Annotated in this window: 10 protein-coding genes; 1 reads left to right on the top strand and 9 read right to left on the bottom strand. The window is 69.2% G+C overall.

The window, feature by feature from the left end:
• Positions 1-59 precede the first annotated feature (59 nt).
• The 3 genes from TPAU_RS08945 to TPAU_RS08935 all read right to left on the bottom strand — a co-directional run bounded on the left by TPAU_RS08945 (position 60) and on the right by TPAU_RS08935 (position 5,598).
• Positions 60-656 (bottom strand): regulatory protein RecX, encoded by a 597-nt coding sequence (locus TPAU_RS08945; protein ID WP_013126432.1) that lies wholly within the window; start codon positions 654-656, stop codon positions 60-62.
• Positions 657-661: 5 nt separating this feature from the next.
• Positions 662-1,714: a recombinase RecA gene (gene recA / locus TPAU_RS08940; protein ID WP_013126431.1), complete on the bottom strand. Its 1,053-nt coding sequence runs from the start codon at positions 1,712-1,714 to the stop codon at positions 662-664.
• A 356-nt stretch (positions 1,715-2,070) separates the two neighbouring features.
• The gene (locus TPAU_RS08935) at positions 2,071-5,598 is read right to left on the bottom strand and encodes an indolepyruvate ferredoxin oxidoreductase family protein (RefSeq protein ID WP_049825969.1); all 3,528 of its coding nucleotides are present in this window, start codon (positions 5,596-5,598) and stop codon (positions 2,071-2,073) included.
• Positions 5,599-5,828: 230 nt separating this feature from the next.
• Between TPAU_RS08935 and TPAU_RS08930 the strand changes: the two genes are divergently transcribed.
• A complete protein-coding gene (locus TPAU_RS08930) occupies positions 5,829-8,972 on the top strand; it encodes an arabinosyltransferase domain-containing protein (protein WP_147291077.1) in 3,144 nt (1,047 codons plus the stop codon).
• Here the strand turns inward: TPAU_RS08930 and TPAU_RS08925 are convergent, their stop codons facing one another.
• The 6 genes from TPAU_RS08925 to TPAU_RS08905 all read right to left on the bottom strand — a co-directional run bounded on the left by TPAU_RS08925 (position 8,973) and on the right by TPAU_RS08905 (position 12,779).
• Positions 8,973-9,164 carry a DUF3046 domain-containing protein gene (locus TPAU_RS08925; RefSeq protein ID WP_013126428.1) on the bottom strand — a complete coding sequence of 64 codons (192 nt, stop codon included), beginning with the start codon at positions 9,162-9,164 and terminating at the stop codon, positions 8,973-8,975. It lies immediately after the preceding gene.
• A 9-nt stretch (positions 9,165-9,173) separates the two neighbouring features.
• Positions 9,174-10,316, bottom strand: coding sequence for a glycosyltransferase (locus TPAU_RS08920; RefSeq protein ID WP_013126427.1), 1,143 nt, complete (start codon positions 10,314-10,316; stop codon positions 9,174-9,176).
• A 31-nt stretch (positions 10,317-10,347) separates the two neighbouring features.
• On the bottom strand, positions 10,348-10,518 hold the full coding sequence (locus TPAU_RS23140; RefSeq protein WP_013126426.1) for a hypothetical protein: 171 nt from the start codon (positions 10,516-10,518) through the stop codon (positions 10,348-10,350).
• Positions 10,519-10,642: 124 nt separating this feature from the next.
• Positions 10,643-11,512 (bottom strand): phage shock envelope stress response protein PspM, encoded by an 870-nt coding sequence (gene pspM, locus TPAU_RS21875; RefSeq protein ID WP_049825811.1) that lies wholly within the window; start codon positions 11,510-11,512, stop codon positions 10,643-10,645.
• Positions 11,513-11,519: 7 nt separating this feature from the next.
• A complete protein-coding gene (locus TPAU_RS08910) occupies positions 11,520-12,338 on the bottom strand; it encodes a PspA/IM30 family protein (protein WP_013126424.1) in 819 nt (272 codons plus the stop codon).
• A 165-nt stretch (positions 12,339-12,503) separates the two neighbouring features.
• Positions 12,504-12,779: a helix-turn-helix domain-containing protein gene (locus TPAU_RS08905; RefSeq protein ID WP_013126423.1), complete on the bottom strand. Its 276-nt coding sequence runs from the start codon at positions 12,777-12,779 to the stop codon at positions 12,504-12,506.
• Positions 12,780-12,831: the final 52 nt, after the last annotated feature.

Here is a 12,831-nt window from a genome sequence, read left to right as displayed (position 1 = left end):
TTCTCTCCGAGGGCCCCACTTCGCCGGGGTTCTCCCCCTGGTCTCTCGTCGGCTGGTCGCTATTCGGCGGCAGCCTGGGCACGCACGGCGTCGAGAACCACCGACAGCGCGAGCGAAGGATGGTAGCCGCGGCGCGCCAGCATGCCCACGAGCCGCTGCGTGAGTTTGTCGCGCTCGGCACGATCGTCCGGGATCGCGACGCGGGCCAGCTTGCGCTCCACCAGTTCGGTGGCGCGTTCCTGCTCGTCATCGCGGCTCACAGTCTCGAGCGCCGCGGCGGCATCGGCCTCACCGATGCCCTTCGTGCGCAGCTCCTGAGCCAGCGCGCGTCGGCCGCGGCCGGAGTACCGGTGCCGGGACTCGACCCACCGCTGCGCGAAGGCCGCGTCGTCGACGAGGCCTGCGGCGGCGAACTTATCGAGCATGCGCTCGGTGAGTTCGTCGTCGAATCCCTTACGAGCCAGCTTGGTACGCAGCTCGCCCCGTGAGTGGTCCCGCGTCCCGAGGGCACGGTAGATCACGTCCCGGGCGAGCGCTTCACGCTTCGCCGGATCCTGCTCGACCTGCCGTTCCGGGCCTCCGCCCTCGGCGTCGCGGGACTTACGTCCACGACGCCGCCGGCGGGAGACGACCTCATCGTCCGAGTAATCGGACACGGCGGCTAGAACTCGACGGGCGCCGGGGCGATCTCGTCGGCATCCACGGCGGTGACGTCGGCGCCGACGCCCAGCTTCTCCTTGATCCGCTTCTCGATCTCGTCGCGGACGTCGGGGTTCTCCAGCAGGAACTTACGGGCGTTCTCCTTGCCCTGGCCCAGCTGATCGCCGTCGTAGGTGTACCACGAGCCGGACTTGCGAATGAAGCCCTCGTTGACGCCCATATCGATGATGGAGCCCTCGCGGCTGATGCCCTGGCCGTAGATGATGTCGAACTCGGCCTGCTTGAACGGCGGCGAGACCTTGTTCTTGACCACCTTGACGCGGGTGCGGTTACCCACGGCGTCGGTACCGTCCTTGAGGGTCTCGATGCGGCGCACGTCCAGGCGCACCGAGGCGTAGAACTTCAGCGCCTTACCGCCCGTGGTGGTTTCGGGGGAGCCGAACATGACGCCGATCTTCTCGCGCAACTGGTTGATGAAGATGGCGGTGGTGCCGGAGTTGTTCATGGCGCCGGTCATCTTGCGCAGCGCCTGGCTCATGAGGCGGGCCTGCAGGCCGACGTGGCTGTCGCCCATCTCGCCCTCGATCTCGGCCTTGGGGACCAGCGCGGCCACCGAGTCGATCACGATGATGTCGAGCGCGCCGGAGCGGATCAGCATATCGGCGATCTCCAGGGCCTGCTCGCCGGTATCCGGCTGGGAGACCAGCAGCGCGTCGGTATCGACACCGAGCTTGGCGGCGTAGTCGGGATCGAGCGCGTGCTCGGCGTCGATGAAGGCGGCGATACCGCCGTTGGCCTGCGCCTCGGCGACGGCATGCAGCGCGACGGTGGTCTTACCCGAGGACTCCGGACCGTAGATCTCGACGACGCGGCCGCGCGGCAGGCCGCCGATGCCGAGCGCGACGTCCAGCGCGATGGATCCGGTGGGGATCACTGAGATGGGCTGGCGGACCTCGTCTCCGAGGCGCATGACCGAGCCCTTGCCGTAATTCTTATCGATCTGAGCGAGCGCCAGCTCCAGCGCCTTTTCCCGATCCGGTGCTGCAGGTGCCATGAGACTCTCCGTCCTTCGTGCCGACGGTGCCGCCGGCGCTTCTCTCGTATTGCCCGGGACGCTAGAGAGGGCCACTGACAAGTTTTGGTATCGCCACGCGGGGCACTCTCGTCGGCTCGCTTTCACGTCGAACACACACGACTATAGGGGAACGACCGTTCGAAGCAAGCATCTCGCGTGCGACACGCCGCACGCACCGCCGCCCGTCCCGCGACCTGCCCGTTCACTGCTTCGTCCGAGCCTCACCCCCTGGTCGCGACCATCGACATGAAGTGACGGTTGAGGCGGATCCGTACGAACACCCGAACGACGGCACCCGCCCCGACCGGCGGGAGAAGGCACCGTCGTTCGAGGAATTACCAGCCCAGCGTCTCCAACTGATTCTGGACGGCGGCGCGGTACTTCTCGACATTGGCCGTCTTCACGCCCTCGTAGCCGCGCACCATATCGGGCAGTTCCGCGAGCGCGATCACCTGCTCGCGCTGCTCGTCGGTCACCCGGCCGCCCTCGACCGCGGCGATCATCAGGCCGATGAGAGCGCGGTACTCGGCGATCAGGGTGCGCTCCATGCGGCGCATCGCGGTCATACCGAACGGGTCGAGCTTGGTACCGCGCAGACGCTTCATCGTGGCCAGCGTCTTCATCCCCGGGTTCACCCACTCACCCAGGGCCAATTTGTTCTTCAGGCCCATCTCGCGCAGCGTCGGCGGGTGCAGGCGGATCGCCTTCTTCGCGTCGGCACCGAACTCGTCGGCCACCTGCGCCGCGAACTCCGCGTCCTGGCTCAGGCGTGCCACCTCGTACTCATCCTTGTACGCCATGAGCTTGTGCAGGTTGTGCGCTACCGCGGCGGTGAGATCCTCCGAGCCCCAGGCCTTCTCGGCGCGAAACACGCGAGCCACATCGTCGGCGTACCGGGTGGCGTAGGCCTGGTCCTGGTAGGCGACCAATTCGTCGACTCGGAGCGCGACCTGCCGCAGCACCTCCGCCGACGCACCGTCGAGCTTGCCGGCCTGCGCGGTCGCGAAGGCGCTCAGCGCGACCGGCGCCGGCATCGGATGGAGCGCATCGATCGCCGCGGTCACCGCCGCCGGGTCGGCCACGGACTGACGGCCGCGGCGGAAGGCCTGCAGGTTCTTCTCCACCGCCACACCGTTGAGACCGATGGCCCGTTCGATCGACGCCGAGCTGATCGGCAGCGCACCGGTCTGGAAGGCGGCGCCCACCATGAACATGTTGGCGTACTGCTCGTCGCCGAACAGTTGCAGCGTCAGATCGCCCGGATCGAGGTACACCGACCGCAGCGAGGCCTGATCGATCGCGGCGTGGATACTGCCCTGATCCGGATAGCCGACCGCCGTGTCGATCACCATCTGCCCCGTGGGGATCTTGGTGGTCGAGACGATCGACGTGGTGCGTTCCGGCGATGCCACCTTGAGGTTCGCGGGATCGACGCCGACGAGGCCGTCGCAGGACAGGTACACGTCGCAGTCACCCGAAGCCACCTTCGCGGCCTGCTCGACGTAGCCGGCGGACACCTTGACATCGGAGATCACGGCGCCGCCCTTCTGCGCCATGCCGGTCATGTCGACGGTCCGCGCGACGTGCCCGTCGAGCACCGTCGCCGTCGCAAGGATCTGCGACACCGTGACCACACCCGTGCCACCGATACCGGTGACCCGGATCGCGAAGCCGTCGGATTCGCGCCGCGCCTTGACCGGCTGCGGCACATCGTCCGCGCCGATGTCCGGCACGGACTTGCGGATCTTGCCCTGCGTTCCGGGAGTGACGGTGACGAACGACGGGCAGTCCCCCTTGAGGCACGAGAAGTCGAGATTGCACGAGCTCTGATCGATCCGCGTCTTGCGGCCGAACTCCGTCTCGACCGGATGCACCGACAGGCAGTTGCTCTTCACACCACAGTCGCCGCAGCCCTCGCAGATGCGCTCGTTGATCACCACTCGCTGATTCGGCGTGGGGTACTTGTCGCGCTTGCGCTTGCGCCGCTTCTCCGCCGCGCAGTACTGGTCGTGCACCAGGACGGTGACACCCGGCAGCTCCGCGAGCTCGCGTTGCACCTCGATCATGTCCTCGCGGTGGCGCACCTGAACGCCCTTGGGCAGGCCCGAGGCAGCGGTGCGCTTCGGATCGTCGGAGGTCACGACGATCTTGGTGACGCGCTCGGCCTGCAGCAGCGCGCAGATCTGCGGGAGCGTCATCTGACCCACCGGGTCCTGGCCGCCCGTCATCGCGACGGTGCCGTTGAACAGCAGCTTGTAGGTGATCCGCTCCCCCGACGCGACCGACTGGCGCAGGGCCAGCGAGCCCGAATGCATGAAGGTGCCGTCGCCGATGTTCTGCACGAAGTGCTTCTCGGTGAGGAACGGGGCCATGCCCACCCACTGCGCGCCCTCGCCACCCATCTGGGTGACGCCGGTGATATCGCCCACCTGCTGCGGGTCCATCAGCAGCACCATCGCGTGGCAGCCGATGCCGGCACCCACGAGCGTGTCGTCGGTGACCTTGGTGGAGGTGTTGTGCGGACAGCCCGAGCAGAAATAGGGACTGCGCACCGCGAGCGGCAGCTCGATCCGGGTGCGCTGCTGCGCCTTCCGGTCCAACCAATCCCTCGCGGCGGACACGCCGTGCACACGCGCCAGGCGCGAGGCCAAGCCGCGGGTCACCGAATCCTGATCCAGCTCGCCGAAGCGGGAGAACAGGGTGGAGCCGTCCTCGTTGGCCTTGCCCACGATGTTCGGGGCACCCGGGTGCCGGAACAAGATGTCGCGCATCATGGTCTCGAGGAAGTCGCGCTTCTCCTCGACCACGATCACCTCGTCGAGGCCGTCGATGAATTCGTGCATGATCTGCCGCTCGAACGGATAGACCATACCCATCTTGAGGATGCGGATGCCCAGCTTGTTCAGCTCGGCATCGTCGATACCGATGAGCCGCAGCGACTCCCGCACGTCCATGTACGTCTTGCCGGCCGCCACGATGCCGATCCGGTCATCGGAACTGCGCACCGTGATCCGGTTGAGTCGGTTGATCCGGGCGTATTCGGTGGCGCGCGGCATCCGCACCGTGAGCTGATTCTGCTCCAGCTCCATCAGATTCGCACCGAGCAGCTTGCCCGACGGAACGTGCGGGCTCATCCCCAGATCGCCGTAGACCGGGAGGACCCGATCCGGGTGCACGTCGGCGCACGAGGCGCCATCGGCGACGTGCGCCGAGATCTTCAGCGAGGTCCACAGGCCCGACACGCGCGACATGATCGCGGCGTGCACGCCGAGGTCGAGGATGTCCTGCGAATCGGCCGGGTAGAGGATCGGCATGTAGAGATCGGCGAGGGCCATCTCGGAGGCGCACGGCACAGTCGAACTCTTGGCGCCCGGATCGTCGCCGACGAGAGCGACGGCACCGCCGCTCGCATGGGTGCCGATGAGATTGGCGTGACGCAGCGCGTCGGTGGCACGGTCGAGGCCCGGGGCCTTGCCGTACCAGTAGCCGACGACACCGTCGAGCCCACGGGCCAGAGTGCCCACCTGCGCGGCCACCTGCGAGCCCATCACCGACGTGGCGGCGAGCTCCTCGTTGAGGCCGGGACGGTGCACGATGTCGTACTCGGTGAGGTACTTACCGCGTTTGGCGATCTCGAGGTCGTACCCGGCCAACGGCGAACCCTCGTAACCGGAGATGAACGAGCCGGTCGTGAGGTTCTGGCGGCGATCGAGCCGCGCCCGATCGCGCACCATGCGCACCAGGGCCTGAATGCCGGTGAGATAGATCGTGCCCTGTTCGCGCGTGTACCGATCGTCCAGCGAGAAGGATTCGACGGAAGCCGACTGCCCGCCTCGGGGGTCCGCATCGTGATCGCCCGCCAGATCTCGTTCGGTGTTGTCACCGGGGAGGTCGGTCGGCGAGTTGGCGTCAAGGGTCACGGAAACCACCAGGCTTTCTGTTGTGCGCTGCGATCCAGGGGTGGCGGAGCGAAGCGACGGGCTGTGTCGGTGGTCACAGCATAACGTGCAGTTCGGGAGAAATCACACGCCGTGCACCGCCCCCGCACGCGCCTGTCCGGGGTGACGGCGAAGGCCCGATACGCTCAGTGATCGTGAATCGCCGTACCGCTCGGATCGTCGCCGTCGTCACCGGCCTGGTGGGTCTGCTGCTCGCGCTCGCCACGCCACTGCTGCCCATCAAGCAGACCGCCGTGACGATCGACTGGCCGCAGGCGGGCTCGCCGGCATCGGTGACCGCGCCGCTGACGATGTACAAGCCGCTCGATATGCAGGCGACGGTGCCGTGCGCACTGATCGCCGCACAGCCGACGGACCGGGAGACCGTGCTGGTGGCCACCACGCCGCCGCCGGCGGGCGACCGGGCGCGCACCGTCGGGCTGTGGGTCACGACCGACGCCGAATCGGTGACGGTGCGCTCGCGCGGCGCGCTGGTCTACACCGCGCCCCGCGCGGGTGCGGCCCGATGCGGCGACCTGACGATCGCCGTCGATGAGCAGGCTGCCACCGCCAGCGCTTCCGGGCTCCCCGGCCGGGGCGAGGTCCGCGGCGACTTCCGGCCACAAGTGGTCGGGGTGTTCAGTGATCTCTCCCCGACGCAGGCCGGTCCGCTGCCGACGGTGCACATCAACGTCGATTCTCGATACACCTCGACACCGTCGGCGCTCAAGGGGCTCGCCATCGTGCTCGGCGTGCTGTGCGTGCTCGCCTCCATCGTCGCGCTGGCGGTGCTCGACCGCGCCGACGGCCGCCGCCGACGGCATCTGATCCCGCGGCACTGGCTGCGTTTCGGTCTGGCCGACGCCGCGGTGATCGGCAGCCTGCTGGTGTGGCACATCATCGGCGCTCCCACCTCGGACGACGGCTACATCCTGGGAATGGTCAAGGCGGCGCTGCACTCCGGGTACATGCCCGAGGTGTTCCGCTACTACGACGCGCCGTACGCGCCCTTCGGCATGCCCTTCTACGTGGTCGCCTGGATGAGCGAGCTCAGCGTGTCCAGTCCATGGCTACGCCTGCCCGCGCTGGTCTCGGGGATCATCGCGTGGCTGCTGATCTCCCGCGAAGTGCTCCCCCGGCTCGGGCTGAGCAGGCGCCGCGCACCGCGCGATCACGCCCGCGGTCTGTGGGCCGCCGCCGCGGTGTTCACGCTGTTCTGGTTGACGTACAACCCCGGCCTGCGGCCCGAGCCGATCGTCGCGCTGGGCACCGTCCTCACCTGGTGTTGTGTGGAGCGCACCCTCGCCACCCAGCGGTTAGCGCCCGCCGGAGTCGGGCTCGTGGTGGCCGGGCTGACGCTGTCGGCGGCGCCGACCGGCAGCTTCGCCTTCGTGGTGTTCCTGGTCGCCGCCGCACCGCTCTGGCGTGCGGTGCGCGCGCACGTCGCCGCGAACGGCTACGCCGGATCACTGCTGCCCCTCGCCGCCGCGGGCACCTCGGTGCTGTTCCTGATCTTCGGCGACCACGGACTGATCGAAATGATCCAGTCCACGCAGATGCTCAGTACGGTCGGTCCGGCCGAACCTTGGCACCGCGAGATCATCCGCTACGAGACGCTGTTCCAGCAGAATCCCAACGGCTCTGTGGCGCGGCGCTTCTCGATGCTGGCGATGTTCCTCGCCGCTGCCGCCACCGCGGTGGTACTGCTGTGGCGGCGCCGCATTCCGGGTATCGCCACCGGGCCGGCGCGGCGGATCGTCGCCGCGATCGGCGTCTCGCTGCTGGTGATGGCCTTCAACCCCACGAAGTGGACCCATCACTTCGGCGCTTTCGCCACGCTCGGCGCGATGGCGGCCGCCGTCGCGGCCGTCGCGATCGGCCCGCGGGTGGTGCGCCGCCCGCAGTTCCGGCTGCTGTTCCTGGCCGCGGCCTCCGGCGCCGCCGCCCTGGCGTTCGAGTCGACCAACGGCTGGTTCTACCCCGGTAACTTCGGCATCCCGTGGGGCGGCGAGGAACCCGCCATCGCCGGCATCAAGCTGGCGAGCGCCTTCGTGGCGCTCACCGTCGTGCTGCTCGCCGCCGCGCTGGGGGTGCACGTGACCGGCTGGACACCGCCGGTGCCCGCCACGCCGTCGGTGCGGCTGCCGGGGTGGGCCACTCCGATCACGCTGGTCGCGACGCTGATCATCGCGATGATCGGGGCGACGAACGCCGCGTCGATCCTGGTGCAGCATCCCGCGTATTCCTATGGCAAGCAGAACCTCGAATCGCTCGCGGGCAACCCGTGCGGCATGGCCGATGAGGTGCTCGCCGAGCGCGACGCCAACGAGGGCGTGCTCACACCCCTCGGGAACTCGCCGGAACCCCTGATCGGCGCGGAGAACGAGAACTTCACCCCGAACGGCCTCGCGACCGATCTCAACACCACTTCGCGCGGCGCGGCGGATCTGCTCAACACCGGCGACGCCGACACCACCGCATCCAACACCGGCGGTACCGGCGGCGGCACGCTCAGCACCGCGGGTGTCAACGGCTCGACCGCCGCGCTGCCGTTCGGCCTCGATCCGAAGCGGGTGCCGGTGATCGGTAGCCGCCAGCAGGGCGCCAGCCAGCGGACCGCGAAAGCCGTCTCCAGCTGGTACGCGCTGCCTGCCGGCGGCGTGGACACACTGCTCACCATCAGCGTCGCGGGACGGTTCGACACGGGCAACATCCGGCTCGAATTCGGTACCGGCTCCGGCGAGATCACGCCTGCGGGCGCGGTGACGCCGATCGACATCGGCCCGCCGCCGGCCTGGCGGAACCTTCGGGTCCCCGCCGGTCAGATCCCTCGCGGTGCCACCGCGGTGCGCGTGCGCGCCGAGATCACAGCACCGTCGGAGCGCACCTGGGTGGCGTACACGCCGCCCCGCGCCCCGAAGCTGGTCACGCTGCAAGAGCTCCTCGGAGACGACCCGGCACTGGTGGACTGGGGCGCCGGGATCGGTTTCCCGTGCCAGCGGCAGTGGCGCGAATTCGGCGGCATCGCCGAGCAACCGCGCTGGCGCATCCAGCCGGAACGCGACCTCGCCGCGGCGGCCACCACCACGTGGCAGGGTGGGGATGCGGGCGGCCCGCTGGGCTGGGCGCTGCTGCTCGCCAAGGCGCAGACGGTGCCGACGTACCTGAACAACGACTGGGGCCGCGAGTGGGGTGCGCTGGAGCGGTACGTGCCGTACGTCGCCGCGCCGCAAGCCTCCTACGGAAGCACGGAGGTCACCCGGCAGGGCTGGTGGACCCCGGGGCCCACGCCTGTGTAGCTACCAGCGTTCCTGAGGGACATCGAATTCCGCGCACAGCGCGCGCCAGACATCGCGTGGGTCGATGCCCGATTCGATGGCCTCATCGCCGGTCATGCCGACATCTGTGAGCCGGTGGTCGCGCATGAGGGTCTCGCCGCGCAGAGTACCGAACTCGGTGATGAGCAGTTCGCGGAATTCGGTGAGGCGCACCGCACCAGATTACCGGTAGGCCTCGCAGACGTGCACCGGGTCGGCGACCCGGTGCGCGGAGGCGGCGGCGGCACGCGCAGCGACCGCGTACGACGGATCATCGAGGACGCGGCGCACGCCCTCCCGGATCGCGTCCGGGGTGGCGGGCCGCACGATGACGCCGCTGCCCTGTCGCGCCACCCGGTTGGCCAGTTCCCACTGGTCGCCTCCGCCGGGCACCACGACCACGGGGCGGCCCGCGGTCAACGCCTTGGTGAGCATGCCGTGGCCACCGCCACAGACCACTGCGTCGACCATCTCCAGCAGCCGGTCTTGACGACCGAAACCGCTAGCCACCCAGGGCTGTTCGAATGCGGGCGGGTTCAGCCCGGAGACGGCCACCCGCACGCCCTGGCCCGCGAGGCCGGCGACGGCGGTCTCCGCGAGGTTCTGCTCCCCCGTCGCCGCGGTCGACGGTGCCACCATCACCAGCGGTCCGTCGCCACCCGGAACCGGACACGGCTCGTCGGTCGGTTCAAGGGTGAGGGGCCCCACGAGGTGGGTGCGCGCGGGCCAATCCGGACGCGGAACTTCCAGGGCGGGGATGGTCGCGACCAACCTCCCGTCCGGCCCCGGATCACGCGCCAGCAGGCCGATCCCGGCTCGTGCGGCCTCCCGCTGACGGCGTCCATTGCGGAGATCGCGCGCGGTGAAGGCTCGCAGCACCGTATCGCGGAGCATTTCCCCGGGGGTCTGCGCGGCAGCGAGGCCGGAGCCGATCGGCGGAAGGCCCTTCGAGGGCAGATACAACGGGTGCGGACTGAGTTCGACCCACGGGACAGCGAGCAACTCGGCGGCGAAACCACCACCGGGAGTGAGAATATCGGCGACCACGAGGTCGGGGTCGGTGTCTCTCAGCGCGGGAAGCAGGCTGGTGGCGATATGGGCGGCGCGATCGTGGATCTTGGCCCCGGCGTCTGCGTCGTCGTCGCCGGGGCGCGCGGCCAGGCCGGGTAGTTCGCGGGTATCGACGTCGTGCTTGCCGCCGACCTCGATCCACTGGCGGCCGGTGAAGACGACGGCGTCGTGGCCGGCGGCGTTCAGGCGGAGAGCGAGTGCGAGGCCGGGCAGCGCATGCCCGGCCTCGGAACCCGCGACGATGGCGACGCGCATCCGCACTCCTCCCGTGCGGGTCGCCCCGCTACTACAGGGTGGTGGAGCTCTTCTTCCCGGAGCCCAACCACTTGACCACCGAGACGATACCGATGATCACGAGGGCGATGAGCGCGAGCGGAAGCAGCGACTTGACGATCGCCGACGCCACCATGAGGGCGATCCAGATGACGACGATCGCGCCGATGATCTTCCAGAACATTTTGCGGTCCTTTCGAGCGGTGTGTGCACCAGTTCTTTCACCATCCATACTGCCCCGGCGAGAACGCGGAAGTCACGCGCTGAGCAGGGAGTTCGGGGAAAGATCCGGGTGAACCCTGAGCGGGCTACCAGCGGTGTGGATCGGGTACCGGGGGGAGCGCGGCGATGCCGTAGGCCCATGCGCGCAGCCGCTCCGCGGTCTCCTGGAGCCGCGGGGTGGCGCGACTGAGGTCGTCGAAGCGGGACGGCGAGCCCAGGGACTGCCGGGCCGCGGCCACGGTCGACGCAGCGGAACGGACCATCTCCTGATAGGTGACGATGCCCTCGTCGAGGCTGCGCAGTCCGTCGTCGAGGACAGTGCGGAGCATGATCGCGGACTCACTGCCGCCGGCGATGGCGCGTTCGAGGTCGACGAGTTGCTCGCCGTAGGAGACGATCGCGTCGGCGGAGGTCTCGGCGTCGTCATCGAGTTCGGACAGCGCATCGGGCGGGAGCGCACGGGAGCGGTACAGGACGGACACCAGGGCGAGAAATTCCTGTTCGGCGTCGGCGAGCCGTCGGACCGGGTCGTGCACTGCCGACGAAGACGCGGGAATCGTGCGGCGGGCGTAGGACCGCGGCGGCACGGGCGCCTTCTTGAGCCGGCGCAGTTTGCGGTAGGCGTAGGCGGCGGGGACGGCTATCACCGCGGTGATAGCGGTGGCGGTTCCGCCGACCAGTGGTGCCGCCGCGGCGAATCCGCCGACGGAGACCGCAGCGGAGGCCGAGGTGGTGGCGGCCCAGGTGTTCACGGTGTGCCGGGCCGTGCGCACAGACCGCTGGTGTGCGGCCTTCGGGTCGCGACGGCGGGCGGCTTTGTCGCGCGCCTCATCGACGGCCCGGGCGGCGGCCTCCATCGCGGTCGCCGAGGCGCCGATCGCGGAGGTCGCCATCCGTGCAGCGGAGGCCGCCACCGCCGAGAAGTCGGTGCGGTGGCGGCCTCCCTGGGTGCTCACGGTGCGCTTACTGGCCGGCGGGGTTGGGGCCGGCGGCCTGACCGGGCGCGGCCTGTGGCGCGGGGGCCGACTGCGGTGCCGCGGGAGCCCCGGCGATCTGACCGTTGGCCTGCATCGAAGCGCGGATCTGCTCGAGGCGCGAGTGCCCGGCCATCTGGACGGTGGCCTGCTGCACCTCGGCCATGCGGCCCTGGACCGAGTTCTGTGCGAGCTCGGTGGAGCCGAGGGCGTTGGCGTACCGCTTCTCGATCTTCTCCCGCACCTCGTCGAGGTTGGGGGTGTTGCCCGGGGCGGACAGCTGGCCCATCTGGTTCAGCGAGGCGGAGACCTGCTCCTGCATCTTCGCCTGCTCCAGCTGGCTGAGCAGCTTGGTGCGCTCGGCGAGCTTGTTCTGCAGTTGCAGAGCGTTCTGCTCGACGGCGCGCTTGGCCTGGCCGGCGGCCTGCAGCGACTGGTCGTGCAGTGCCTTCAGGTCCTCGACGCTCTGCTCGGCGGTCACCAGCTGCGCTGCGAAGGCCTCGGCGGCGTTGGTGTACTCGGTCGCCTTGGCGGCGTCACCGGCACCCGCGGCCTGGTCGGCCAGCTGCACGGCCTGGCGGGTGTTGGCGGAGAGCTTTTCGACCTCGGCCAGCTGCCGGTTGAGCTTCATCTCCAGCTGACGCTGGTTGCCGATCACGGCCGCAGCCTGCTGCGACAGTGCCTGGTGCTGGCGTTGGGCGTCCTCGATCGCCTGCTGGATCTGCACCTTGGGATCGGCGTTCTCGTCGATCTTCGCGTTGAACAGCGCCATGAGGTAGCGCCAGCCCTTGACGAACGGGTTAGCCATCGGTCTACTACGCCTCCGTGTCGAAGTGTGTCCGGTCGGGTCGGCGCGAGCCCCGGTGGGCGACGTACCGACGTGATGTCCAATCTATCGGGTATCCGGGCCGTTGTGCGGCCCCGGACCGCGGGTTCAGGGATTTCCCCGGTGCCCGCGGTCCGTGATCTCGGGTCAGGCGGCCGCCATAGCGGGCGCAGGGATGACCAGCTTCGGGATCGGCCGCATCGAGACGCTGGCCTGTGCCACCAGTTCGGCGACCTCCACGTCGAGCGCGCCGCAGATGGCGGCCAGCAGTTCGCTGGACGCCTCCTTCTGGCCGCGCTCCACTTCGGACAGGTAGCCCAGGCTGACCTGGGCCGCCGACGACACGTCCCGGAGCGTGCGGGATTGGCGCACCCGCGTCTTGCGCAGGTTCTCGCCGATCGCTTCGCGCAGCAGTAGAGCCATGCTCACCTCCGTTTCGTTGATATCTGTTCACTCAACGCTGACGGCGCGCAGT

Source organism: Tsukamurella paurometabola DSM 20162 (genome assembly GCF_000092225.1).
GTDB lineage: Bacteria > Actinomycetota > Actinomycetes > Mycobacteriales > Mycobacteriaceae > Tsukamurella > Tsukamurella paurometabola.
This window is presented reverse-complemented; position numbering and strand designations above follow the sequence as displayed.